This window comes from Bradyrhizobium sp. USDA3010 (assembly GCF_056429065.1).
Genome location: NZ_JBWJZD010000002.1, coordinates 323,139 through 347,140 on the forward strand (window position 1 = coordinate 323,139; position 24,002 = coordinate 347,140).

Below are 24,002 nucleotides of genomic sequence, written 5' to 3' on the forward strand. Positions count from 1 at the left end.
GTCAGGACAGATAGTCGAGCCCGATATCGAGCGCGGCCGAGCTGTGGGTCACCCAGCCGACCGAGATCAAATCAACGCCGGTGGCGGCGATCGCCGCGGCGGTCGCAGCCGTGATGCGGCCGGAGGCTTCGGTGAGCGCCTTGCCGCGCGCCATCGCCACCGCCTGGCTGAGCTGTTCGGTCGTCATGTTGTCGAGCAGCACCGCGTCGACGCCGAGTGCCAGCGCCTCTTCAAGCTGCGCCAGTGTGTCGACCTCGACTTCGATCTTCACGAGATGACCGGTATTGGCCTTGGCACGTTCGATCGCGGTGCGGATGCCGCCGGCGAGCGCGATGTGGTTGTCCTTGATCAGCACGGCGTCGTCGAGCCCAAAACGGTGATTGCCGCCGCCGCCGGCGCGCACCGCATATTTCTCCAGCGCACGCAGTCCGGGCGTGGTCTTGCGGGTGCAGACGATCTGCGCGCGCGTGCCAGCGACAGCCTTGACGAGCGTGGCGGTGGCGGTCGCGACGCCGCTCAGATGGCAGAGAAAGTTGAGCGCGGTGCGCTCCGCGGTGAGCAGGCTGCGCGCCGGACCGTCGATGATCGCGATCACCTGGTCGGGTTCGACCGCGCTGCCGTCGGGCCGCTCGGCGCGCAGCTCGATCGCCGGCGACACTGTCTGGAAGGCTGACCGTGCGATGTCGAGCCCGGCGATCACGCCGGGCTGCCGCGCCCGCATCACCAGCCGGGCCTGCTGGCTGACGGGCACGATGGCGTCCGCCGTGATATCGCCGGCGCGGCCGAGATCCTCGCGCAAGGCGGTTTGCACGATCGGCTCATACAGCAGCGGCAACAGGGGATTGAGGGTCATGAGCGGGCACTCCTGGCTGGTAGCTTGGATTCAACGATGTCGTGCGCGGCGGCGAGCGCCTCGTCACGGGTGAGGGAAGACGGCGCCGCCGATAAAGCGGTGTGCGGAAAATCGGTGCGGAAATGACCGCCGCGGCTTTCCTCACGCCTGATTGCGGCAACCGCGATCATCAAGCCGACCAATGCTGCGTCGGATGCCGCACTCGGACTGCGCGCGAGCGGATAGAGGCGGCTAATCGCGCGTGCGATGCCGTCGCGGTCGCGCAGCACGCCGAGTCCCTGGGTGAGGATCGGACGCACGGCGGAAGGATCGGCGGCGGGCGACATGACCTCGTCGCTCAGCATCGCGCGTGGACCTGCGCTGACGCCTTCGATGCTCTCGGCGACCCAGCGCGCGCAGACGATCGCTTCCATCAGCGAGTTGCTGGCGAGCCGGTTGGCGCCGTGCAGCCCGGTGCGCGCGGCCTCGCCGCAGGCCCACAGGCCCTGCACCGTGCTGCGGCCATGGCCGTCAACCGCGATGCCGCCCATGTGGTAGTGCACCGCCGGCCGGATCGGGATCGGATCCGTGGCGGGATCGATGCCGGCCATCTTGCAGAACGCGCTGATCACGGGATAGCGCTGCGCGAAGTCCGCGCCCGGATGCTGGCGCGCATCGAGGAAGGTGCGGTGTCCTGCGGCGCGATGGTGCCAGACGGCGCGCGCGACGATGTCGCGTGGCGCAAGCTCGGCGCCGGGCTGATCGGCCATGAAGCGCTGGCCGGTCTCGTCGATCAGGGTCGCGCCGTCGCCACGGATCGCCTCGGTCAACAGCGGCATCGGCCGTGACGGCCCATCGAAGGCGGTCGGATGAAACTGGACGAATTCGAGATCCGACAGTTTTGCGCCGGCATGGGCCGCGAGCGCGAGCCCCTGGCCGAAACATCCGCCCGGATTGGTGCTGTCTGAAAACAGCCCGCCGATGCCGCCGGTCGCGATCACGACGCGGTTGGTCGCGATCGTCAGCGCGCCGCGGTCGCTGGCTGCGAGCACGCCCCTGACTGCATTGTCCTCGACCAGCAGCCGCCGCGCCTCGACGCCTTCCAGCAAGGTGATCGATGGCGTCCGGCGGACCGCGGCGATCAGCGCGCGCATGATCTCGCGGCCGGTGCCGTCGCCGGCGGCGTGCACGATGCGGTTGCGGCCGTGCGCGGCCTCGAGCCCGAGACGCCAGCTGCCGTCGGCGCGCCGGTCGAAGGCGACGCCGAGCTCGGCCAGATGCTCCACGGCGGCAGGCGCGGCATGGACGATCCGCGATGCTGCGGCCGCATCACAGAGGCCGGCGCCGGCCGCAAGCGTGTCGGCGAGATGGAGAGCAGGGGTGTCATCCGCGCCGACCGGTGCGGCCAGGCCACCCTGCGCCCACATGCTGGAGGCTTCCGCGCCGAGTGGCGATTTCGACAGCAGCACGACCGGCTCGGGCGCGAGTTGCAGCGCGGTCATCAGCCCGGCGGCGCCGCCGCCGATGATGACGGGGCGGCCGTTGAGATCGGAGATATCGGTACTCATATCGCCAGCATCCTTTCGACGCTCCTGCGCGCGCGATCGGCGATCGCGGGGTCGATCGTGACCTCGTGCTGATTGGTCTCCAGCGCGTGGCGGATGTTCTTCAGCGTGATCCGCTTCATGTGCGGACAGAGATTGCAGGGCCGGACGAAGTCGACATCGGGATTGCGGGCCGCGATGTTGTCGCTCATCGAACATTCCGTCAGCAGCACGACGCGCGGCGGACGTTTGGTCTCGACGAACGACTGCATCGCTGCCGTCGACCCCGAAAAGTCCGCTTCGGCGACCACCTCGGGCGGGCATTCCGGATGCGCCAGGATGGTGACGTCGGGATAATTTTCACGCAGCTGGCGCACGTCGTCGGCGGTGAACAGCTCGTGCACCTCGCAGTGGCCTTTCCAGGCGATGATCTTCTTGCTGGTCTGCTTGGCGATGTTCTGTGCCAGATATTCATCGGGCAGCATGATGACGCGCTCGGTGCCGAGCGATTCCACGATCCTGAGCGCATTGCCTGACGTGCAGCAGATATCGGACTCCGCCTTCACCGCGGTCGATGTGTTGACATAGGCGATAACAGGCGCGTCCGGATAGCGCGCGCGCATCAGCCGCACGTCCTGTGCCGTGATGGAATCCGCCAGCGAGCAACCGGCCTTGAGGTCGGGGATCAACACGGTCTTGGCCGGGTTCAAGAGCTTCGCCGTCTCTGCCATGAAGTGCACGCCCGCGAGCACGATGACATCGGCGTCGACCTTGGTCGCTTCACGCGCGAGCAAGAGGCTGTCGCCGACGATATCGGCGACGCCGTGGAAGATCTCCGGCGTCTGGTAGTTGTGTGCCAGCACCACCGCGTTGCGGCGGCGCTTCAGGTCGAGGATAGCATCGACGTCCTCGGCGAAAGTGGCCCATTCGAACGGCGGGATGACGCGCTTGACGCGCTCATAGATCGGCGCGGTGCGGGTGAGCAGATCGGTATCGAGTGCAACCATTTATACTCTCCTTGAGCATAAGATGGCTTATACTTATCCTGAGCATAAGGCGTGTCAAGTGCGCGAAAGCGGAAGCTTGGTGCCGACGACGGCCCGTTCGGCCAAGACGGCATGGCGGAAGCGGAACAGCTTGGCCGGCCGTCCGACGGTATCGCCGGCCATTGCGCCAGTCTCTTCAACGAGTTCCTGCTGCTCCATGAGCCGGCGGAAGTTCTGCTTGTGGACCAGCCGGCCTGCGAGTGCCTCAACACTGCGTTGCAGTTGCAGCAGGGTGAACGCGGCCGGCATCAATTCGAATACCACCGGACGGTATTTGATCTTGGCGCGCAGCCGCGCGATTCCGGTCGCGAGAATGCGGCGATGATCCGCCGTCATCGGCTTGCCCGGCACGATTGGCGCCTCGCGGTCATGCGCGCGTCCGGCTTCCGGGATCAGCAACGCCTCGTACAGCAGCTCGTAGCGTTGCAACACGAGCTCTTCGTTCCAGCCGCGATCTTCGAGACCGAACGTGATCGCACAGCGCTGCCAGCGCTCGCGCTGCAGCGTTGGTGACGGTGCCGCCTTCGCCCACGTCTTCAGCTTCGGCGCGATCATCTTCGCCAGGCAGGCCGGCGTGCCGGCGCGGTGATCCTCCCAGGGGAAATAGTCGTACCAGCCGGACCAATGCGCCTCGAAGCCTTCGCCGACCTGGTCTTCGCGGGTCAGGCCGAGATAGCTGATCGAGACGCTATGCGGCGTCTTGGCGTCGCCGGACCGGCCGCGGTCGGCAAAGGTGTAGAGCTGCTCGACGTAGCCAAGCGGATGGCCGGTCTGGGCCTCGACCCACGCCCGCAGCGCGGTCTGCAGCGAGCGGTGGGTGAACTCGAACGGGCCGCTCGGCAGCGCGGAGCCGCCGGCGATGGTCATGATCTTCGGCGTGCCGTCGGTCACGGCGACCAGCACCGCCACGAGGTCGGCGGTCACCGCGTTGCCCGAAGCCGGTGCGCTGGTTTTCTTCTGCGGCGATCTGGCCACGCGCGCGTTCCGGGCTAGCAGTAGCCGTAGACGCCGCAGGCGTAGGGCAGGCGATCCCAATAGTCGACATAGGCGCCGCCGTAATACGGGCCGAAATAGTTGTAGGAATGCCAGTTGCCGTAATAGCCCGGCAGCGACGATGACCCCGGCAGCAGCGGTTCGCCCGGCACGAACGGGATATACGGCTCTGCGTTGAGCGGGATCACTTCGGGCTCGACGACCACGAGCTGGCGTCCGCGCCGCACATAGGTCGGCTGTGTGATGGTGGTGCGGTAGGCGTAGTGCCGGCGCGGCAGGCCGGCCGGCAGCTGGCGCGCAGCCTTCACGGTGGCGCGTTTGGTGACGACAGGGCCGTCGGCGGCGTCAGCGGGCGAAATCGCAAACAGCGCGATCGCGAGCGGCAATATCCAGCGCAGCATCAATGGTCTCCCGAATCATCCGGAGCCTATCACTGCCACTTTATGCCGGATTGAGCGTTAACGAGAGACCCGTCGGCATTAAGCGTTAACGAGACGGTCGTTTCGGGCAAGATTGCCGGAGCGACGCTGGGCGCACCGCTCCGGAACCAACGTCGGGATCAGGCGCGCAGGGCCTGGTCGAGATCGGCGATCAGGTCTTCCTTGTCCTCGATGCCGATCGATAGCCGCACCACCTCGGGCGCTGCGCCGGACTTCACCTTGGCGGCGTCGTCGAGCTGGCTGTGGGTGGTGGAGGCCGGGTGGATCACCAGCGAGCGGGTGTCGCCGACATTGGCGAGGTGCGAGAACAGCCTCAGGTTCGACACCAGATTGACGCCCGCGTCGTAGCCGCCCTTGAGGCTGAAGGTGAACACCGCGCCGGCGCCCTTCGGCGCGTATTTGCGCTGCAGGGCGTTGTACCTGTCGCCGGGCAGGCCGGCGTAGTTCACGGCCGACACGGCCGGGTGGGTGGAGAGGAATTCCGCCACCGCCTTGGCATTGTCGCAGTGCTTCTGCATGCGCAACGGCAGCGTCTCGATGCCGGTCAGGATCATGAAGGCGTTGAACGGCGACAGCGCGGGGCCGAGGTCGCGCAGGCCGAGCACGCGGCAGGCGATCGCGAAGGCGAAATTGCCAAAGGTCTCCTGGATCCGGATGCCGTGATATTCCGGGCGCGGCTCGCTCAGCATCGGATATTTGTTGTCCTTCGACCAGTCGAAGGTGCCGGCGTCGACGATGATGCCGCCGAGCGAGTTGCCGTGACCGCCGAGGAACTTGGTCAGAGAGTGCACGACGATGTCGGCGCCATGGTCGATCGGCTTGATCAGATAGGGCGAAGCCAGCGTGTTGTCGACGATCAGCGGCACGCCGGCCTTGCGCGCGACGGCCGCGATCGCCTCGATGTCGGTGATGCTGCCGGCGGGGTTGGCGATCGATTCGATGAAGATCGCCTTGGTGTGTGGCGTCACCGCGCGCTCGAAGCTTTCGATCTCGTCGGGATCGGCCCAGGCCACGTTCCAGCCGAACGCCTTGAAGGCGTGGGTGAACTGGTTGATCGAGCCGCCATAGAGTTTTCGCGCTGCGATGATTTCGTCGCCGGGCCGGAGCAGTTGTTGCAACACCACGAGCTGCGCGGCGTGGCCGGAGGCGACCGCCAGCGCTGCCGTGCCGCCCTCGAGCGCTGCGACGCGTTCCTCGAGCACCGCGTTGGTCGGGTTGCCGATGCGGGTATAGATATTGCCGAAAGCCTGCAGGCCGAACAGCGAAGCCGCATGGTCGGCATCGTTGAAGACGAATGACGTGGTCTGGTAGATCGGCGTCGCCCGCGCGCCGGTGGTGGGATCAGGCTGTGCGCCGGCGTGCACGGCGAGGGTGGAAAATCCCGGAAGGCGATCGGTCATTCTTTGTGTCCTGTTGTGGCCTGGTCGAAACGCGCGGCATGCTGATGGCGGCGGCGCTCGCCGTCAAGCGAGTTGGGTACGCCGCCGGTTTTGGGAGAGGCATCCCGGGCTATACCGGACGATCGGAGCGATTATTCCGCTACGATGTCAGGTCGTCTCCGTCTTGTTCTTCGCCGCGCGGTCGGATGCCGCAGTCTGGCCGCCGCCAAAGCTCGTGCGGTTGAGCGACAGCCGCATGCCCTGCGTCGGGATCGGCGCGCGCTTGGAACTCAGCGTGCGCGAATTGACGCCCATCCAGGAAATCTCCGACGACAGCCGGCCATACTCGATCTTCGGGCAGCGGTTCATCACCACCTTGAGTCCCGCGGCTTCCGCCCTCTCGGCAGCGGCATCGTCGCGCGCGCCGAGCTGCATCCAGATCACCTTCGGCAGCGGCGACAATTTCAGTGCCTCCTCGACGACCGGCATGATGTGGCTCGAATTGCGGAAGATGTCGATCATGTCGATCGGGCGATCGATGTCAGCGAGCGATGCCACGAACGGTTTGCCCATCAGCGCCTTGCCGACATGGCCGGGGTTGACCGGGATCATGTCGTAGCCGCGCTGCGCCAGATATTTGAACGCGAAATAGCTCGGCCGCACATTGACCGGCGAGGCGCCGACCATCGCGATCGATTTCACGTTGTTCAGGATGCTGCGGATGTAGTTGTCGTCGTAGGCGTCGTGGTTCATTTCTGATCAATTGTCCGGTGACGTCATTGCGCGGAGCGTAGCGACGAAGCAATCCATTCTATGGTCGCATGGTGAGGTGGATTGCCTCGCTCCGCTCGCAACGACGAAGGTTATTTGTCCTGCCATTTCGGGTCGCGCTTCTCGATGAAGGCGCCGATGCCTTCCTCGGCGTCCCGCGCCATCATGTTCTCGGTCATCACCTCGGCCGCGAAGCGATAGGCGTCCGCGAGGCTCATCTCGGCCTGGCGATAGAACGCTTCCTTGCCGAGCTTGACGGTGTAGGCCGATTTCAGCGCGACCTTCTCGGCCAACGCGATCGCGGCGTCGCGTTCGGTGCCGGCCGATACCACGCGGTTGACGAGGCCGATGCTCTGCGCCGTTGCCGCCGAGACCGGTTCACCGGTCAGCAGCATCTCCATCGCCTGCTTGCGCGGCACGTTGCGCGACAGCGCCACCATCGGCGTCGAGCAGAACAGCCCGATATCGACGCCTGGCGTCGCAAACGCCGCCGCTTCGGAGGCGACCGCGAGGTCGCAGCTCGCGACGAGCTGGCAGCCCGCCGCGGTTGCGATGCCCTGGACGGACGCCACTACCGGCTTCGGCAGGTGCACGATCGCCTGCATCATCGCGCTGCAGGCGTTCATGATCTCTGCGAAATAGGCGCGGCCGCGGTCGGCGTCGGTGCGCCGCGCGGTGAGCTCCTTGAGGTCATGGCCGGCGCAGAAGGCCGGGCCGTTGGCGGCGAGCACGACGGCACGGATGCTCTTGTCAGCGCCGATATCGTTCAGCGCCGCGTGCAACTCGCCGATCAGGCCCTCGGAGAGGCTGTTGCGGGCCGCGGGGCGATTGAGCGTCAGTAGCGCGATACTGCCGACGGTCTCGCGCAGCAGGATCGGCTGGTGTTGCGGCGCTTCCGCGCGGGCGGCTTGGGCGGACATGGTGAAATTCCACTTTGGTCTGTATGACAACTTAATGTAACAGGCAGGCTGAAGCGAGGGCAGGGGCGGCATGGCGATTGCGAAAATGAGCGTGGCTGATCTGGAGGAGTTCCTGCGCAAGGAATTTCCGCAGGCATTCACCCACGACGACATCAGGATCGAAAGTGCCGACGGCGAGACGGCTTTGCTGCGCCAGCGCTACAGCGAACGCATGCTGCGGCCGGGTGGCACGGTGTCCGGACCGACCCTGATGGGGCTGGCGGATTTTGCGATGTATGTGGTGCTATTGTCGGCGATCGGGCCGATCGGCCTTGCCGTCACCACCAACCTCAACATCAATTTCCTGCGCAAGGGGCAGCCGGGGCAGGACGTGCTCGCGGTCGCCAAGCTGCTCAAGCTCGGCAAGCGGCTTGCGGTCGGTGAGGTGAACCTGCTGTCCGGCACCTCTCCGGATCCGATCGCCCATGTCACGGCGACCTATTCCATTCCAAATCAATAGGCTTTTTTGCGGTATTATTGCACCATATTTACAAGCTATTGTTTTCACTGATATAAATTGCGCGTTTCGACGTTGACGCGCACCCGCGGCTTCTCTAGAAACCCACGCAGTTCGGCGCATTCGGCGCCGATTTCCTTTTCACGGATTTCACACATGAGCACGTTCTCGGCCAAGCCCGCCGAAGTGACGAAGAAGTGGGTTGTGATCGACGCCAAGGGTCTGGTCGTCGGTCGCCTCGCCACGCTCGTCGCGATGCGCCTGCGCGGCAAACACCTGCCTACATACACCCCGCACGTCGATTGCGGCGACAACGTCATCATCGTCAACGCCGCGCATGTGGTGCTGACCGGTCGCAAGCGCGACCAGAAGGTCTACTACAAGCACACCGGCTTCATCGGTGGCATCAAGGAGCGCACCGCGAAGCAGATCCTCGAGGGGCGCTTCCCGGAGCGTGTCGTCGAGAAGGCGATCGAGCGCATGATCCCGCGCGGTCCGCTCGGCCGCATGCAGATGGGCAATCTGCGCGTCTATCCGGGTGCCGAGCATCCGCATGAGGCCCAGAGCCCCGAGAAGGTCGATATCGCTTCCCTGAATCGCAAGAACACGAGGGCCGCATAATGTCCGATACTTTGCAGTCCCTCGACCAGCTCTCGCAGGTCAAGCCGGCGGCTCCCGACGCGCCGAAGTACGTCAAGAAGGTCGACAAGTTCAACCGCGCCTATGCCACTGGCAAGCGCAAGGACGCGGTCGCCCGCGTCTGGATCAAGCCGGGCGCCGGCAAGATCTCGGTCAACACCCGCGACATCGAAATCTACTTCGCCCGCCCGGTGCTGCGCATGATGATCCAGCAGCCGCTGGTCGCTGCCGCCCGTAACGGCCAGTACGACGTGATTTGCACCGTCGCCGGCGGCGGTCTGTCCGGCCAGGCCGGTGCCGTCCGCCACGGTATCTCGAAGGCGCTGACCAACTTCGAGCCCGAGCTGCGCGGCGTCCTCAAGAAGGGCGGCTTCCTGACCCGCGATAGCCGCACGGTCGAGCGCAAGAAGTACGGCAAGGCCAAGGCCCGCAAGTCCTTCCAGTTCTCGAAGCGCTAATTCGAGTTCTCAAATTCGCGGCAATTGCCGCGTGTATCGAGTTGCAGAGGGCGCCGCGAGGCGCCCTTTTTGCTGCGCTCGACCGGGCGTGCTTCGGCGCGAATTAGCGTAGTTTTTCATGAAAACTTGCGTGTGCGTGCAAACGAAATTGGAACTCGGGCCTTTTAGCTTGCGGGCTCGTACTGGCGCTGCATCACCGTATTATTTGCGCCTGCGAACGTTGCATCACCGGGCTGGGGTGACACTATGTCGTTCGATCCATCGACGCTTTATCTGTTCGCCACCATGGTTGCGGGCATGCTCGGCGCCATGCTCTGGTTGTTCGGCAGGCAGGAGAACATTGCCGCGCTGAAATGGTGGGGCACCGCCTATCTACTCGGTGCGGCCTCCGTCGCGCTCTGGACAGTCGGCAGCTCGACGCTCGATCCGCTCGTCTTGCTGGGTCTCAACGCGATCGGCTTCGCCGCCTGCGGCATGGTCTGGAATGCCGCGCGTATCTTCCACGGCCGCAAGGCCAACCTGCCGGGTCTGGTGCTCGGCCCGATCGTGTGGATCGGTGCCGCGACGTCAATCGCGGATCCGGCGATGCGCCTGACGATCGGCGCCGGGATCGTCGCGATCTACGCGGCGCTGACCGCCTCCGAACTCTGGAGCGAGCGACGCCGCGCGATGCAGAGGCGCTGGATTGCGATCGCGATCCCGGTCGCACATGGCTGCGTCCTGATGCTGCCGATCCTGGTCGGCGACGTGCTACGACTGAACGGCCAGAATTTCGTCAGCAGCTTCTGGGTCACGCTGTTCTCGATCGAGCTTGTGCTGTACGCGATCGGCACGGTGTTCGTGATCTTCATGATGGTGTCGGACCGCGCGGTCGCCGTGCACAAGACGGCCGCGTCGATCGATCCATTGAGCGGCATGCTCAACCGCCGCGGCTTCACCGAGGCCTGCACGCGGGTGATCGAGCGGGAGGCCGTTGCCGGCCGGCCGGTCACCGTGATGATCTTCGACATCGACCACTTCAAGTCGATCAACGACCGGTTCGGCCATCCCGCCGGTGACGAGATCCTGAAATTGTTCTCCGCCGTGGTGGTCAACAGTCTCAGGATCAGCGATCTGTCGGGCCGGATCGGCGGCGAGGAATTCGCGGCGCTGCTGCCGTGCTCGCTGGAGGAGGGCGTCTTGGTCGCCGAGCGCGTGCGCGAGGCGTTCGAGAACAGCAACATCACCTGCGAGGATGGCGCGGTCGACACCACGGTCAGCATCGGCGTGGCCGGCGGACCTGCCGGGACCGAGCTCGAGGTGCTCTTGGCCTCGGCCGACACCGCGCTCTATCAGGCCAAGCGCGGCGGCCGCAACCGCGTCGAGGCGGCGGAGGAATTGCCGCTGTCGCTGGAGAACTGGCGGCGCAAGACCGCCGGCCTGCCGGCATCGGCGCGGCAAAAGCCGGCGCCTGCCCGCGCGTGAGCGCGGTAACGGCTGATTAACCATTCGATCCCATGCTTTCGGGCATGGAGTCGATCAGCACCCGCAATCCGCAATCAGCCCTGATGTCGCTCGAAGCCGACGCGGCTTCGGCGCGCAGCGGATTCGCCTGCCTGTTCTCGGACTCCGATGAATACGAGACCGCTTTGATCGCCGAACGCCGCGCGCAGGGACGATATCAACCGGCGAGGCGCCGCTGGCCGATCGTGATGTTGGTCGGCGTGATGCTGATGGTCGTCGGTACCGTCCTGCTCTTCAACTGAGCTGCGGCACGTTCGACGGAGCGGGCGTCTGCGCCGGCGCCTGATCCTCCGCCTTGAAGTGGTCGATCATCACCTTGGCGATCGCCATCAGCGGCAGCGCCAGCGCGAGCCCCCAGATGCCGAACACGACCCCGAGCAGGATCTGGAACGCGAACAGCGTTGCCGGCGGGATGTCGAGCGCCTGGCGCTGGATGATCGGCGTCAGCACGTAGCTTTCCAGCGCGTGGACGCCGAGGAACAGGATGAAGGCGGATAGCGCCGCGATCCACCCCGTGGCGAGGCTCGCCAGCACCACGATCAGCCCGCCCAGGATCGCGCCGACCGTCGGGATGAAGGCGAGCAGGCCGGCCTGGATGCCGAGGATGAACGAACTCGGGATGCCGATGATGGCGAGCCCGATCCAGGTGACGAGGAACACCGCGGTCATGGTGATGATCTGCGCGATCAGCCAGCGCTCCAGCGTCTCGCCGATGCGGTCGACGATGACGGTCGCCTGGGCGCGGTATTTGGCCGGCGCGATGAACAGCAATCCGGCGCGGTAGATGCTCGGCTGGGCCGCGAAGGCGAGCCCGAGGAACAGCACGATGAAGAAATTGCCGACGACGCTGACCGTGCCGAGCAGCACCTTCAGCGTCTGGCTGATGATCGCGCCGCCGCTCGAGGCCAGCGCGCCGGCGCCGGGGATGCCATGCGATTGGGGCGCTGCCGGCGTCGTTGTTGTCGTCGTCACGGCGGTGCCTTCCGGCTTTGTCTCGCCGGCGGCGTTGGTGAAATCGAGATAGCTGGTGTCGACACCATGCTGCTCGAGGAACTCCTTGACGCTGCCGAGCTGCGATTTGATCGTGTTGCTCAGCACCGTGGCCTGCTGCGCGATCGTGGTGCCGCCGAGGAACACGATGCCGGACAATAGCCCGGCCATCGCCAGGCAGACGATCGCAAGCCGCAACGCGTGAGGCAGCGCGGTCAGCCGGCCGAGCAGGGTGGTCATGGCATTGAGGGCGACCCCGAGCAGCATGCCCGCGAACAGCAGGAACAGGGTCGCGGCGAACTGCCAGGCGAAGGTCAACAGGGCGGCGAACAGCACGATGCCGATGCCGCCGACGGCGATCGCCCACGCCATGTCAGTGCGGGTCTGCAGGCGATTGTCAGTCGGGTCTGTCACGGGTGATTCCCCCTTCGCGACGGTGTCCGGCAGTCTTTGGCGAAAATCCCGCCGGGATCAAGCTGGGCGGACCGTGCCGGTTTGCCGCTGACGCGCCGTGGTCCGGGCGCGACCGTAGGGCGCCAGACCGGATTAGGGGCCCCGAGGGATGCGAATCTGTGCAGGACTGCAAGCCCCCCTGTGCAGATATAGGCAGTTGATCCGGGGGGAACTCGAAGGCATGATCGTCTCCGCCAAGTCGCAAACTTAGAATAATCATTGCGCGAGACTTCAATAATGAGACGGCCCGTGGTCGGCGTGATCGGAAACGCCCATCGCATTGAAAATCGTTTCACAGTCCAGATGGTCGGAGAGCGCAACCTTCGCGCGGTTGCCGAGGTGTCGGGTGCCGTGCCCTTGATGTTCGCGGGCAGCCCCGAAATCACCGATGTCGGCGCCTTGCTTGACGTGGTCGACGGCGTGGTGCTGACCGGGGCTCGCGCCAACGTTCATCCGACCCGCTTCAACACTGAACCTTGCGCGGCTCATGAGCCTTACGACATCCACCGCGACGACGTCGCGCTGGCGCTGTCGGAAGCCTGCGTCGCGCGCGGCGTGCCGATCTTTGGCATCTGCCGCGGCCTGCAGGAGATGAACGTCGCGTTCGGTGGCTCGCTGCATCCGGAGATCCGCGAGATCCCGGGCCGCATGAACCACCGGATGCCGCGGCTGGAGAACGGCGAGATCCATCCCGATCCCACCGTGGTGTTCGCCGACCGTCACGATGTCGCGCTGACGCCGGGGGGCGCCTTCGCAAGGATCCTCGGCTGCGAGACCATTCGGGTCAATTCGCTGCACGGCCAGGGCATCCTCGAACCCGGCAGGCGCGTCGTGATCGAGGGCATCGCCGAGGACGGCACCATCGAGGCGATCCGCATCGCCGATGCGCCGGGCTTTGCGCTCGGCGTGCAATGGCACGCCGAATACGATCCGCAACGTAACCCGATCAACCGCGCGCTGTTCGAGGCATTCGGCGACGCGCTGCGCGAGCGGCGGCGGGCAGCGTAGGCACCTCCGCACCGCTGTCGTCCCTGCTTTCACAGGGACGACGCTGAATGCGCGGCACCGTTCATGAGTCACACTTCCGCATTCTCGCGACATGAACCGTCCGAACTCTGCTGGCGTTCGGCCGGAGCGACTTAGGGCTTTGCTGGCCCGGATCGGTGCGTTGATGCCACGAAATTCAATCTGAGACGCGACCCCGCCGGCCTTCGCGCCTAACCGACCCTTCTCCGTACTTATACGGATACGAAAGTGGCGGATTGCAGGGCCGGACTCGGCTAAGCAAGAAGGCGCAAGCCACCCGATATTGCCCCGGCGCCGACGATCCTTTTCGATATTGTTTTGCTTTTCCATTTTCCGGTGCAACTGCTCACGATGAGTTGGTCGGGATGAATTTGTCGGGCCGACTGGCGGCCGGGATGATGCTTCCCGTCGTCACACTCCTGCTCGCGTTGGGCTTCATCCATGGCGTCGCCTGGCCGGGCATTCTGCTCGCCGGTGGTGTGGTTTCGGTGGTGTTGATGACGGCTGAGATGATTGCGAGGTCGCAGTCCAGAACGCCCGCCCAGTTGGTGCGGGCGGCGGAGGCGCTGTCGCGCGGCGAGCCGGTCTCGATACGCCCGAGCGGCGACGACGAGGCCGCTCAGCTCGCTGCGACGCTTGCCGAACTGTCCGCGCAATTGGGCAGCAGGCAGCACCTGCTGGAGAAGACCGTCGAGAGCATCCGCGATCCGGTGGTGGTCGCCGACGAGCATGCGATGATCGTGATCGTCAACGCCGCGGCGCGGCGGCTGTACCGTGTCGAACCCGGTTTTGACACCCTGACCGGCGTTCGCACGTTCCAGAACTATTGTGCCGACGGCACGACTGTGATGCCGATCGCGGAGACGCCGATGGCGCGTGCGCTGCGCGGCGATGACGTCGACGATTGCGAGCTGATCGTCAAACCGCTGCGGCCGGAACCGGCTGTCTGTCTTGTCGCCAACGCCAGGCCGCTGCGCGATGATGCCGGCAATTTGCGCGGCGCGGTCATTGTGCTGCGCGATGTCACCGCGGAGCGTCAGGCGCATCAGGCGCTGGTAGAGAGCGAGCAGATGGCGCAGGCCATCGTCAGGACCGCGCTCGACGCCTTCGTCCAGACCGACCAGGACGGCATCGTGCTCGACTGGAGCCCGCAGTCCGAGGCGCTGACCGGCTGGACGCGCTCCGAGGCGGTCGGCCAGCGCGTGGTCGAACTGGTGTTCCCGGAAGAGCTGCGGGTTGCACACCGGCAGCGCATCACCCGCTTCCTGCAGGAGACCGCGGCCGGCGGCATGGGCATGCGTTATGAAACCGCATCCGTGCACCGCGACGGCCACCGGTTCTATGTCGAGGTGTCGCTCAATGCGCTGCGCCGCGGCGATGGCTGGATCATCAATTCCTTCGTCAGGGACGTCACCCAGCGTCGGCGCGCCGAAGAGCAGTTGATCCAGGCGCAGAAGACGGAATCGCTCGGGCGGTTGACCGGCGGCATCGCGCACGACTTCAACAATATGCTGACCGTGATCACCGGCACGATCGAGATCCTCGCCGACGGCGTCAGGGATAACCCGCAGCTTGCCGCGATCGCCAAGCTGATCGGCGATGCCGCCGATCGCGGCGCGCAACTCACCTCAAGCCTGCTGGCATTCGCGCGCAAGCAGCCGTTGCAGCCCGCCGAGACCGACGTCAACGACCTGATCGACGAAGTGGTCCGGCTGCTGTCGCAGACGCTGGGGTCGCAGACCGAGATCAGGACGGAGCTCGGGCGCGACGCTTGGTTCGCCTTTGTCGACCGCAGCCAGCTCGGCGCCGCGCTGGTCAATCTCGCCATCAATGCGCGCGATGCGATGCCCGAGGGCGGCACGCTGACCTTTGCGACCCGCAACATGCAGCTCGGGATTCCCGATGCCGTCGCGCACGGCGTCGAGCGTGCCGGCGACCATCTCGTGATCGAGGTGACCGATACCGGTACCGGAATTTCGCCGTCGCATCTGGAGAAGATCTTCGATCCGTTCTTCTCCACCAAGGAGGTCGGACAGGGCACCGGGCTCGGGCTCAGCATGGTGTTCGGATTCGTCAAGCAGAGCGGCGGCGGGATCGAGGTCAAGAGCGAGCAGGGGCGCGGCACCATCTTCAGGATCTATCTGCCCAAGGCGGACGGCACCGCGCAGCGCGCGGCCGAGGAAGACGATCTGCCGGTCAGGGGCGGCAACGAGGCCATCCTGTGCGTCGAGGATGATCCCACGATCCGCGACTATGTGATGGGCCAGCTCGAAAGCCTCGGCTACAAGGTGCTGGTCGCGGCAAACGCAGATGCCGCGCTCGAGATCGTCAACCGCGGCACCGCGTTCGATCTCCTGTTCACCGACATCGTGATGCCCGGCAGCATGAACGGCCGGCAATTGGCGGAGACGCTGATGGCCGGGCGACCGGCGCTGCGGGTGCTGTTCACCTCGGGCTACAGCGATGGCGCGCTGCCGGCGCAACAGGGCCGCGGTGGCCACGGCATTCCGCTGCTGACCAAGCCCTATCGGCGCAGCGAACTGGCGCGGATGCTGCGGCGCTGCCTCGATCTTCAGGTCGACTTTCAGGGCGATCCGGTTCCGCAGCCTTACTCCGTGCAGCCCGATCTCGAACGCTTCCTGCGCGAGAACCCGCCCGAGAAGAATTAGTCCACAGGGTGGATCCATCACTTTCGCAAGCCCCGACACGACGGATATCGCGGAGTTTGCCATCGGGCCGCGCGCCGCGCGGACCCGTTGGCTCAACCCATCCTGCGCGCTACGCTGCTCGACGCGGGCAAGGCGAAGGAGAACGGTCCGGTGCAGGAAAGCGGCAGGATTGCGATCTTCGACGGCCATAACGACGCGGCTCAGCACCTCGCTGAATACCGGGAAGGCGGGCGGGATTTTCTCGTGCGCTCCGAGGATGGTCATCTCGATCTGCCGCGTGCCCGGGAAGGCGGCATGGTTGGCGGCCTGTTCGCGATGTACGCCAAGGCAGGACATCCGCGTCAAGGCGATTTCACCCGAACCGCCGACGGGTACGAGGTGCGCCTTGCCGAGCCGCTCGACGCGGCCTACGCGCGCCGGACCATCGATGCCCAGCTGAGCGCGCTCGAGACCATGGTGGCCCGCGCAGGCGGGAAAATCCGCTGCGCGACGACCGTGGATGAGATCGAGGGAGCACGCCGCGACTCCGCATTCTCAATCGTGCTGCACCTCGAAGGCGCCGAAGCGATCGACGCCGATCTGGACGCGCTGGCGAGGCTCTACGCCCGCGGCCTGCGTTCGCTCGGCCTGGTCTGGAGCCGTCCGAACATCTTCGGCCATGGCGTGCCGTTCGCCTATCCGCGCTCCCCGGATACCGGCCCCGGTCTGACCGACGCGGGGAAGGCGCTGGTGAAGGCCTGCAATGAGCTCGGAATTATGCTCGACGCAGCTCATCTCAACGAGCGCGGGTTCTGGGATCTGGCGGCGGTCAGCACCGCGCCGATCGTGGCGACCCATGCCTGCGCGCATGCGGTCTGCCCCGCGACCCGCAACCTGACCGACCGGCAGCTCGACGCGGTCAGAGCATCAGGCGGCGTCGTCGGCTTCAATTTCAGTGTGTCCGAAGTGCGCCCGGACGGGCACCGCGATCCGGACATCTCGATCGAGACCGTCGTCGACCACCTCAGCTACCTGGTCGAGCGGATGGGTGACGACCACGTTGCGCTGGGATCCGATTTCGACGGCGCGCTCATGCCCCTTCCGCTCCGGGATGCAAGCCACCTCCCGAACCTGATCGATGCGCTGCGGGCACACGGCTTCGATGACGCCACCTTGCGCAAGATCGCCTTCGACAACTGGATGCGTGTGTTCCGCCAAAGTTGGCGGTGAAAACCGCTGCACTCTTTCCGTCGATCGTGATCTATTATCGGCGCACAACCACGGCGCGGCCGGTCAACGGCCCGATTCAGGGAGCATGGAATGCAGGACCGCAAATGGTCGAGACGCGACTGGCTCAAGGTCACGGCGGCGACGGCCGCGGGCATGGTGTTCGCCGAACCGCTGCGTGCGGCGGCGCCGCCGGCCGAGGCCGTGACGCCGGAGCTGATCGCAGCCGCCAAGAAGGAAGGCAAGATCTCGTTCTACAGCGCGCTCGAACTGAACACCGCGGAGCGTCTCGCGCGCGACTTCGAGAAGAAATATCCGGGGATCAGCGTTCGGGTCGAGCGCTCCGGCGCCGAACGAATCTTCCAGCGCATCGCGCAGGAGCAGGGCAGCGGCATCCATGCCGTCGACGTCGCCAACTCGACCGATCCCGCGCATTACCTCGACTGGAAGAAGAACGACTGGCTCGCGGCCTATCTGCCCGAAGACGTCGCCAGGCATTTTCCGGCCGATCAGATCGATCCCGACGGCACGTCGGCGACATCCTGCGCCTGGTTCGAAGTGATCGGCTACAACATCGAGCAGGTGAAGCGCGAGGAGGCGCCGAAGAGCTACGCCGATCTGCTCGATCCGAAATGGCGCGGCAAGATCGTCAAGGGCCACCCGGGCTACTCCGGCGCGATCTTGACCGCGACCTTCGTGCTGGCGCGCGATCTCGGTTGGCCGTATCTGGAAAAGCTGGCGCAGCAGCGCGTGATGCAGGTGCAGTCGGCTGCCGATCCGCCGAAGAAGATCCTGCTCGGCGAGCGCGCGGTCATGGCCGACGGCAACGACTACAATCTCGTGCTGGCCAAGGATCAGGGCAAGCCGGTCGAGGTGGTCTATCCGACGGAGGGCGCGCCTCTGATCATCGTGCCGAGCGGCGTGTTCAAAAGCGCGCCGAACCCGAACGCGGCACGGCTGTTCCAGAGCTACTTCTTCAGCGCCGAAACCCAGCAGATGCTGGCCGACGAGTTCGCGCACCGTTCGTTCCACGCCAAGGTGAAGGAAAAGGCCGGGCACGTGCCGCTCGACAAGCTGAAGATGCTCAAGGCCGACCCGGTCCAGGTGCAGGCGCAGAGCGAGGAGATCAAGGCGCGTTACGCGAAGCTGTTTCGCGTGTGACCGCCAGTCCTCGCCCCCCATCCTGCGAGCGACGTCAACAACGAGGAGCATTGGACAATGGCGATCGGGGCTTTGCGGACCGCGGATGCACGCTTTGATGGCCTTCCCGGCTATGCGTTCGCGCCCAACTATCGTGACGATCTTCCCGGCTATGCCGGCTTGCGCATGCATTATCTCGACGAGGGAAGGGGCAATGCCCGTGTTGCGCTGTGCCTTCATGGCCAGCCGACCTGGAGCTATCTTTACCGCAAGATGATTCCCGGCCTCGTCGCCTCCGGCTATCGGGTGATCGCGCCTGATATGTTCGGGTTCGGTCGCTCCGACAAGCCTGTCGAGGAATCCGCCTACACCTTTGACTTCCATCGCGAGAGCCTGATCGCCCTGATCCGTGCGCTCGATCTCGGTCGCATGACGTTGGTTTGCCAGGACTGGGGCGGCTTGCTCGGTCTCACCATCCCGATGGAGATGGCCGATCGCTTCGAAGCGCTGCTGGTCATGAATACCATGCTCGCGACCGGGGACCGCCCGCTGACGAAGGGCTTCATGGATTGGCACGCGTGGAGCAACGCGAATCCCGACATGGCGGTCGGCAAACTGATGGCGCGCGCCTGCCCGCAGCTCTCACCCGCGGAGGCAGCCGCCTACGACGCACCTTTCCCTGATGCCAGCTACAAGTCCGGTGTGCGCAGATTCCCAAATCTTGTGCCGGACCAGCCCAATGCCGGCGGCGCGGCCCTATCACGCAAGGCGCGCGAATGGTGGCGAAGCGAATACTCCGGCAAGACCGCGATGGTGATCGGCATGACCGACCCGGTGCTCGGGCCGGCCGTGATGGCGGAGCTGCGGCAAACGGTCCGCAATTGCCCCGAGCCGGTCACGCTCACCGCAGCCGGACACTTCGTGCAGGAATGGGGCGAGGATGTCCTGAGGGGCGCGCTGCCGCTCCTGTCCTGAACGCGGAGGTTGGCAAGTCGCTCCACCCATCCTACGGATCGCGTCAACCTCCCACTTCTGCGCTGAGCATGGGCCCGAACAGCTCCCATCTCTCGCCCTTGAATCGTCTGAGCTGCATCTGCTTGATCGGAGCAAAGTCGATCGCACTGGTGTTCATGCTGATGCCCGGCAACAGGTTGGTGGTCCTGAAGTCCTTCAGACTCGCAGCCTGCTTCATCACGTTGGCGCGCGTGAGATCGTCGCCGCACTGTTTCAACACCTGAGCCAGCGTCTGCGCCGCATTGTACCCTGTCACCACCAGGCCGTCGGCCCGATTACCCTCGGGGAAGTATTTGGAGAGATATTCGTCGAATGCCTTCATGCCGGGGTCGTCTTTCCATTGCGGATCAAGCGGATCCATTAGATAGGCCACCGAAACGATACCCTGCGCGTTCTGGAAGCCGGCAGGCTGGATCACGGCGCCGAGCGAGGAGCCAACCGAGTTGAGGATGTGCAACGGCTTCCAGCCGATCTCGGCCGCCTTCTTGATGGCCTGCGCTGCGAATTTCGGTGTGGCAATGTTGACGAATACGTCGGCATTCATCGACTTCATCTTGACGATGTGCGTGTCGATCGTCGGCTCGGCCACCTCATAGGCATCCTCGATAACGATCATCGCCGCCGCCTTGTCGCCGAGGCCGTCCTTCAGGCCCTTGAGATAGTCCTTTCCATAATCGTCGTTCTGGTAGAGGACGGCGATCCGGCCGCCCGGCTTTTCCTTCAGGATGTGCTTGGCATAGATCCGTCCCTCGCTCTGGTAGCTGGGCTGCCAGCCCATGGTCCACGGGAAGTTCTGCGGATCGTTCCACTTGGTCGCGCCGGTCTGGATGAACAGCTGCGGTACCTTCTTCGCGTTCATGTACTTCTGAATGGCGCCGTTGGATGCTGTGCCGAGTGCGGCGAAAATCAGCAAGACCTCGTCGCTTTCGACCAGCTTGCGTGCCTGCTCGACCGTCTTCGGCGGACTGTAGCCGTCATCATAGGAAATGAATGTGATCTTGCGGCCATTAATGCCTCCCTCGGCGTTGACCTTGCGGAAATACGCCGCCTGAGCCCGGCCGCTGGTGCCATAGGCGGATGCCGGCCCGCTGTAGGGCATGATGTTGCCGATCTTGATTTCGGTGTCGCTGGCGCCGGTGTCGTATTTCTTTTGGGCCAATGCGCTGCCTGCACCGACAGCGAGGATGATGATGGCGGTCGAAAGCGCCGCCATTCGTCGTGCGACGAAAGACATCTCGTTTCTCCCCATGCGAAAATAAATGTGCCTGTTTTATCGGAGACTGCTTTTGAGTCCTTGCCGGAAGTGAACACCCGACTCCACACGTTGTCGATTCCGAACATCGCGCTTTGCGTGTCGGCTCGCGTCACGTCATTGGGTTCGTCAGTATTGCTGACCGTAGTCTTGCGGGCAGCTTGCAACTACGCCGCGCGCATGGTGCGCTGTGCGCGGTAGGCCTGAGGCGACAGCAGCGTCAGCTTGCGGAAGGCCTTGCGAAAGCTGCTCTCGTCCTCATAGCCGGTGGCGCGGGCGATGGCCTTGATCGGTTGCGCCGTCGTCTCCAGCAGCGTGCGCGCGTGCTCGACGCGGCGGCGCATGATGAAGGCCTGCGGCGGCTCGTGGGTCAGTTCGCGGAAGCGGCGGTTCAGCGTGCGCTCGCTCAAGCCCAGCGCCTGCGCGAGGCTGCGCACCGTGATCGGCGCCTTGCCGGTGCGGCGCACCAGCATGTCCGCCTTCATCAGCAGCGGATCCTGGGCGAGCATGTAGCCAAGCGGCATGAAGATCGCCTGCGTGCGTTGCGCGGTGTCGATCACCGCATAGTCGGCGCAGACCTTTGCGACCTCCGGGCCTTCGACGAGCTCGATCAGCCGCAACAACAGATCAACCCACGACATCGGGCCGGCAGCGCAGACCAGGCGGTCGGCCTGGGTGAGCACGGCATCGCTGGCGAGGTCGATCCTGGGATGGCGGCGGCGGAGTTCGCTCTGCAGCCACCAGGTGATGGTGGCGCGGCGGCCATCGAGCAGGCCGGCATTGGCGAGCAGCAGCACGCCGCTGCAGAAGGCGCCGATCAATCGTCCACTAGCATGTTGCTGGCGCAGCCAGGCGCCGGCCCGGTCATATTGCGGTTGCAGGCGCTCGGCGGTCAGATGGTCGACCAGGCTGCCCGGCACGATGATCGCGTCGAACGCCGTCCGCTTGCTGACCGCGCCGTCGACAGCGAGCAGCTTGCCGCCGCCGGCGCGCACCGCCTTGCCATCAAGCGAGAGCGTTTGCCAGGCGAAGCGCGCCTTGCCGCCGCGCAGCCGCATCACATGGTTGCCGAGCGTGAGGATGTCGGCGATGCCGGCGACCGCCGATTGCATGCAGCCTTCCAGCGCGAGGATCGCGAGCTTCATGGGACCTCCGGAATTTGCCGCCATCCTACCCGATCGGCGCAGGCAGGCGGTGGCAGATATTGCCCGATCTCTGTCCGATCGGCCACTGCCTGATCGCACAGCACCGGTCCATCTTCGTTGCGTTGTCACAACCTCAGCAATGGAGAGAGTCTATGCCTTACGTCACCATTTCCACCGTCCGCGGCATCTTCGATGTCGCGCAGAAGCAGGCGCTGCTGCAGCGCGTCACCGATCTCATGGTCGAGGTCGAGGGGCAGGGTAACCCCGACTTCCGCCGCAACGTCTGGGTCAAGATCGAGGAGGGCGAACCGGCGAGCTGGTCGCTCGGCGGCATGATCCCGACGCCCGACATGATCGCGGGCAATTTCGGGGCGCTCGACGCCGCTGGACGGCGGGTCGCCAAGGTGAAGGCGTAACCGCCGGGCCAAAACGAAAGGCGCTTCCGGTGGAAGCGCCTTTCGCACGCGTCATCGGGAGTTCGATGCGAAAGCTACGCAGGAATCCCGGTCGAGGCGATGGCGGCAGCGGCACGCTCGGCGATCAGAAGGGTTGGCGTCTGGATGTTGCCCGAGATCATGATCGGGATCACGGAGGCGTCCGCCACGCGAAGGCCCTCGAGACCACGGACCTTGAAGCTCGCGGGATCGACCACGGCCATCCTGTCGTTGCCCATCCGGCAGGTCGAGGCGGCGTGATACAACGTCGTGCAATGGCCTCGCACGTAGTCGGCGATCTCGGCGTCGCTGCTTGCTTCGGCGCTCGGCGTGACTTCTCCTTCGATCAGCTCGCGCAGCGGCGGCTGGGCCGCGATATGACGGTTGATCCGTACACCCTGCACCAGAGTTTTGATGTCCTGCCCCGTGGGATCGGATGAGAAATAGCGCGGATCGATCGCCGGGTACTCGAGCGGATCGGCCGAGCGCAAGGTCAGCTCGCCGCGGCTGTTCGGCCGCTGCAACGTCGAATGCAGCGTGATGCCCGGCTTCGAGGACAGGAAGCGCACATAGTCGCGGTGCGGACTGATGGCGCCATAGAGCTGCAGATCGGGCTCGACGTCCGGGCGGCTGCGAACATGAGCGCCGGCTGCGACCCAGGGGGAGGAGCGCGGACCGCTGCGGCTCTCCTGCCATTGTTTCAGGCTGGCTGCGAGGCTCTCGTCGGTCCAGGCGCCGACGCCGATATTTTCTCTGGTGTAGAAGGTAATCGGAATGTTGATGTGGTCCTGGAGATCCTTTCCCACGCCGGGCAGGTCATGCAGCGGCGTCACGCCGACGGCCTTGAGCTCGTCGGCGGGACCGATGCCCGAAAGCAGCAATTGCTGTGCGGAGCCGATCGCCCCGGACGACATCACGATGTCGCCGGCCGCGCTTGCCGTATTGAGCCGGCCGTTTTCGAGATACTCGACGCCGGTTGCGCGGCCCTTCTCGACGATCACGCGGATCACGCGAACGCCAGTCTTGACCGTGAGGTTGGCGCGCGCCAGCGCGGGACGCAGATAGGCCTTGCCGGTTCCGAACCGCTCGCCCTGCTTGATCACGAACTGGAAGAATCCGGCGCCCTCCTGATTTTCGCCGTTGAAGTCGAGATTGTGCGCGAGGCCGGCGGCCTTCGCGGCTTCCAGCCAGCGCAGCTCGTTGGGATCGACGAAGGGAACGTGAGCGACATGGAGCGGGCCGCCGATGCCGTGCAGCGGACTGTCGGTAAAATCGGCATTATTCTCGAACGCGATAAAGTCCGGCAGCACGTCGCGCCAGCCCCAGCCGGCGCAGCCGGCCTTTTCCCAGCCGTCATAGTCGGAGGGCAGGCCGCGAATGTAGATCATCGCGTTCATCGCGCCGGAGCCGCCGACCATCTTGCCGCGCGGCCAGAACACCCGGCGGCCGCGGCAGCCGGCCTGCGGTTCGGTGTAGTAGCCCCAGTCGACCGCGGTGTTGAACATCGTCGGCCAGTCCGAGGGAATGTCGGATGCCAGTGGCGCGGCGCGGCCGGCCTCCAGCACCAGCACCTTGCGGGCGGGATCGGCCGAGAGCCGGTTGGCCAGCACGCAGCCGGCCGAGCCCGCGCCGACGATGATCGTATCGTACAT

At 65.3% G+C, this 24,002-nt stretch carries 23 protein-coding genes; 11 read left to right on the top strand and 12 right to left on the bottom strand.

Annotated features, from left to right (window positions below; all coding sequences use genetic code 11):
- Position 1: 1 nt before the first annotated feature.
- From nadC to AC066Y_RS04615, 8 genes are all read right to left on the bottom strand, one after another.
- Positions 2-853, bottom strand: coding sequence for a carboxylating nicotinate-nucleotide diphosphorylase (nadC, locus tag AC066Y_RS04580; protein WP_478272842.1), 852 nt, complete (start codon positions 851-853; stop codon positions 2-4).
- Entirely contained in the window at positions 850-2,400 is a 1,551-nt protein-coding gene (locus AC066Y_RS04585; RefSeq protein WP_478272843.1) for an L-aspartate oxidase, read from the bottom strand. The genes nadC and AC066Y_RS04585 overlap by 4 nt, the downstream gene beginning before the upstream one ends.
- On the bottom strand, positions 2,397-3,383 hold the full coding sequence (nadA, locus tag AC066Y_RS04590) for a quinolinate synthase NadA (protein WP_478272844.1): 987 nt from the start codon (positions 3,381-3,383) through the stop codon (positions 2,397-2,399). The genes AC066Y_RS04585 and nadA overlap by 4 nt, the downstream gene beginning before the upstream one ends.
- A gap of 54 nt (positions 3,384-3,437) precedes the next feature.
- Positions 3,438-4,397, bottom strand: coding sequence for an NUDIX hydrolase (locus AC066Y_RS04595; RefSeq protein ID WP_478272845.1), 960 nt, complete (start codon positions 4,395-4,397; stop codon positions 3,438-3,440).
- A 14-nt stretch (positions 4,398-4,411) separates the two neighbouring features.
- A complete protein-coding gene (locus AC066Y_RS04600) occupies positions 4,412-4,816 on the bottom strand; it encodes a hypothetical protein (protein WP_478272846.1) in 405 nt (134 codons plus the stop codon).
- A 158-nt stretch (positions 4,817-4,974) separates the two neighbouring features.
- The gene (locus tag AC066Y_RS04605) at positions 4,975-6,255 is read right to left on the bottom strand and encodes an O-acetylhomoserine aminocarboxypropyltransferase (RefSeq protein ID WP_420964254.1); all 1,281 of its coding nucleotides are present in this window, start codon (positions 6,253-6,255) and stop codon (positions 4,975-4,977) included.
- Between the two features lie 147 nt (positions 6,256-6,402).
- Positions 6,403-6,987: a CoA-binding protein gene (locus AC066Y_RS04610; RefSeq protein ID WP_092114695.1), complete on the bottom strand. Its 585-nt coding sequence runs from the start codon at positions 6,985-6,987 to the stop codon at positions 6,403-6,405.
- A gap of 110 nt (positions 6,988-7,097) precedes the next feature.
- Positions 7,098-7,925 (bottom strand): enoyl-CoA hydratase, encoded by an 828-nt coding sequence (locus AC066Y_RS04615; protein WP_176530969.1) that lies wholly within the window; start codon positions 7,923-7,925, stop codon positions 7,098-7,100.
- A gap of 70 nt (positions 7,926-7,995) precedes the next feature.
- Between AC066Y_RS04615 and AC066Y_RS04620 the strand changes: the two genes are divergently transcribed.
- From AC066Y_RS04620 to AC066Y_RS04640, 5 genes are all read left to right on the top strand, one after another.
- On the top strand, positions 7,996-8,424 hold the full coding sequence (locus AC066Y_RS04620; protein WP_342728767.1) for a PaaI family thioesterase: 429 nt from the start codon (positions 7,996-7,998) through the stop codon (positions 8,422-8,424).
- Between the two features lie 153 nt (positions 8,425-8,577).
- Entirely contained in the window at positions 8,578-9,042 is a 465-nt protein-coding gene (gene rplM / locus AC066Y_RS04625) for a 50S ribosomal protein L13 (RefSeq protein WP_050405657.1), read from the top strand.
- Positions 9,042-9,518 carry a 30S ribosomal protein S9 gene (rpsI, locus tag AC066Y_RS04630; protein WP_092114692.1) on the top strand — a complete coding sequence of 159 codons (477 nt, stop codon included), beginning with the start codon at positions 9,042-9,044 and terminating at the stop codon, positions 9,516-9,518. The genes rplM and rpsI overlap by 1 nt, the downstream gene beginning before the upstream one ends.
- Before the next feature lie 246 nt (positions 9,519-9,764).
- Positions 9,765-10,982, top strand: coding sequence for a GGDEF domain-containing protein (locus AC066Y_RS04635; protein ID WP_478272847.1), 1,218 nt, complete (start codon positions 9,765-9,767; stop codon positions 10,980-10,982).
- Between the two features lie 44 nt (positions 10,983-11,026).
- Positions 11,027-11,263: a hypothetical protein gene (locus AC066Y_RS04640; protein WP_478272848.1), complete on the top strand. Its 237-nt coding sequence runs from the start codon at positions 11,027-11,029 to the stop codon at positions 11,261-11,263.
- Here AC066Y_RS04640 and AC066Y_RS04645 read toward each other — a convergent pair.
- Entirely contained in the window at positions 11,256-12,425 is a 1,170-nt protein-coding gene (locus tag AC066Y_RS04645) for an AI-2E family transporter (protein ID WP_478272849.1), read from the bottom strand. The two genes, AC066Y_RS04640 and AC066Y_RS04645, sit on opposite strands and share 8 nt — an antisense overlap.
- Before the next feature lie 276 nt (positions 12,426-12,701).
- On the opposite strand from AC066Y_RS04645, the gene AC066Y_RS04650 reads away from it, so the two are divergent.
- From AC066Y_RS04650 to AC066Y_RS04670, 5 genes are all read left to right on the top strand, one after another.
- Positions 12,702-13,472 (top strand): gamma-glutamyl-gamma-aminobutyrate hydrolase family protein, encoded by a 771-nt coding sequence (locus AC066Y_RS04650; protein WP_456722848.1) that lies wholly within the window; start codon positions 12,702-12,704, stop codon positions 13,470-13,472.
- A 413-nt stretch (positions 13,473-13,885) separates the two neighbouring features.
- Positions 13,886-16,159, top strand: a complete 2,274-nt coding sequence (locus AC066Y_RS04655; RefSeq protein WP_478272850.1) for a hybrid sensor histidine kinase/response regulator — start codon at positions 13,886-13,888, stop codon at positions 16,157-16,159.
- Positions 16,160-16,309: 150 nt separating this feature from the next.
- On the top strand, positions 16,310-17,368 hold the full coding sequence (locus AC066Y_RS04660) for a dipeptidase (RefSeq protein WP_478272851.1): 1,059 nt from the start codon (positions 16,310-16,312) through the stop codon (positions 17,366-17,368).
- A gap of 90 nt (positions 17,369-17,458) precedes the next feature.
- Entirely contained in the window at positions 17,459-18,526 is a 1,068-nt protein-coding gene (locus AC066Y_RS04665) for an ABC transporter substrate-binding protein (protein WP_478272852.1), read from the top strand.
- Positions 18,527-18,583: 57 nt separating this feature from the next.
- Complete coding sequence (locus tag AC066Y_RS04670; protein ID WP_478272853.1) at positions 18,584-19,480, top strand: haloalkane dehalogenase; 897 nt, start codon at positions 18,584-18,586, stop codon at positions 19,478-19,480.
- A 43-nt stretch (positions 19,481-19,523) separates the two neighbouring features.
- Here AC066Y_RS04670 and AC066Y_RS04675 read toward each other — a convergent pair whose 3' ends face one another.
- The gene (locus AC066Y_RS04675; protein WP_478272854.1) at positions 19,524-20,753 is read right to left on the bottom strand and encodes an ABC transporter substrate-binding protein; all 1,230 of its coding nucleotides are present in this window, start codon (positions 20,751-20,753) and stop codon (positions 19,524-19,526) included.
- A 185-nt stretch (positions 20,754-20,938) separates the two neighbouring features.
- On the bottom strand, positions 20,939-21,916 hold the full coding sequence (locus tag AC066Y_RS04680) for a GlxA family transcriptional regulator (protein WP_478272855.1): 978 nt from the start codon (positions 21,914-21,916) through the stop codon (positions 20,939-20,941).
- 152 nt (positions 21,917-22,068) lie between these two features.
- Between AC066Y_RS04680 and AC066Y_RS04685 the strand changes: the two genes are divergently transcribed.
- Positions 22,069-22,332: a tautomerase family protein gene (locus AC066Y_RS04685; protein ID WP_478272856.1), complete on the top strand. Its 264-nt coding sequence runs from the start codon at positions 22,069-22,071 to the stop codon at positions 22,330-22,332.
- Positions 22,333-22,406: 74 nt separating this feature from the next.
- Here the strand turns inward: AC066Y_RS04685 and AC066Y_RS04690 are convergent, their stop codons facing one another.
- A complete protein-coding gene (locus tag AC066Y_RS04690; protein ID WP_478272857.1) occupies positions 22,407-24,002 on the bottom strand; it encodes a GMC family oxidoreductase in 1,596 nt (531 codons plus the stop codon).

Excerpts from the sequence above, each read along its gene's own strand:
- nadC (WP_478272842.1), bottom strand. The coding sequence starts at position 853 with ATGACCCTCAATCCCCTGTTGCCGCTGCTGTATGAGCCGATCGTGCAA.
- AC066Y_RS04585 (WP_478272843.1), bottom strand. The coding sequence starts at position 2,400 with ATGAGTACCGATATCTCCGATCTCAACGGCCGCCCCGTCATCATCGGC.
- nadA (WP_478272844.1), bottom strand. The coding sequence starts at position 3,383 with ATGGTTGCACTCGATACCGATCTGCTCACCCGCACCGCGCCGATCTAT.
- AC066Y_RS04600 (WP_478272846.1), bottom strand. The coding sequence starts at position 4,816 with ATGCTGCGCTGGATATTGCCGCTCGCGATCGCGCTGTTTGCGATTTCG.
- AC066Y_RS04605 (WP_420964254.1), bottom strand. The coding sequence starts at position 6,255 with ATGACCGATCGCCTTCCGGGATTTTCCACCCTCGCCGTGCACGCCGGC.
- AC066Y_RS04610 (WP_092114695.1), bottom strand. The coding sequence starts at position 6,987 with ATGAACCACGACGCCTACGACGACAACTACATCCGCAGCATCCTGAAC.
- AC066Y_RS04615 (WP_176530969.1), bottom strand. The coding sequence starts at position 7,925 with ATGTCCGCCCAAGCCGCCCGCGCGGAAGCGCCGCAACACCAGCCGATC.
- AC066Y_RS04620 (WP_342728767.1), top strand. The coding sequence starts at position 7,996 with ATGGCGATTGCGAAAATGAGCGTGGCTGATCTGGAGGAGTTCCTGCGC.
- rplM (WP_050405657.1), top strand. The coding sequence starts at position 8,578 with ATGAGCACGTTCTCGGCCAAGCCCGCCGAAGTGACGAAGAAGTGGGTT.
- rpsI (WP_092114692.1), top strand. The coding sequence starts at position 9,042 with ATGTCCGATACTTTGCAGTCCCTCGACCAGCTCTCGCAGGTCAAGCCG.
- AC066Y_RS04635 (WP_478272847.1), top strand. The coding sequence starts at position 9,765 with ATGTCGTTCGATCCATCGACGCTTTATCTGTTCGCCACCATGGTTGCG.
- AC066Y_RS04640 (WP_478272848.1), top strand. The coding sequence starts at position 11,027 with ATGGAGTCGATCAGCACCCGCAATCCGCAATCAGCCCTGATGTCGCTC.
- AC066Y_RS04650 (WP_456722848.1), top strand. The coding sequence starts at position 12,702 with ATGAGACGGCCCGTGGTCGGCGTGATCGGAAACGCCCATCGCATTGAA.
- AC066Y_RS04655 (WP_478272850.1), top strand. The coding sequence starts at position 13,886 with ATGATGCTTCCCGTCGTCACACTCCTGCTCGCGTTGGGCTTCATCCAT.
- AC066Y_RS04665 (WP_478272852.1), top strand. The coding sequence starts at position 17,459 with ATGCAGGACCGCAAATGGTCGAGACGCGACTGGCTCAAGGTCACGGCG.
- AC066Y_RS04670 (WP_478272853.1), top strand. The coding sequence starts at position 18,584 with ATGGCGATCGGGGCTTTGCGGACCGCGGATGCACGCTTTGATGGCCTT.
- AC066Y_RS04675 (WP_478272854.1), bottom strand. The coding sequence starts at position 20,753 with ATGTCTTTCGTCGCACGACGAATGGCGGCGCTTTCGACCGCCATCATC.
- AC066Y_RS04680 (WP_478272855.1), bottom strand. The coding sequence starts at position 21,916 with ATGAAGCTCGCGATCCTCGCGCTGGAAGGCTGCATGCAATCGGCGGTC.
- AC066Y_RS04685 (WP_478272856.1), top strand. The coding sequence starts at position 22,069 with ATGCCTTACGTCACCATTTCCACCGTCCGCGGCATCTTCGATGTCGCG.
- AC066Y_RS04690 (WP_478272857.1), bottom strand. The coding sequence starts at position 24,002 with ATGTACGATACGATCATCGTCGGCGCGGGCTCGGCCGGCTGCGTGCTG.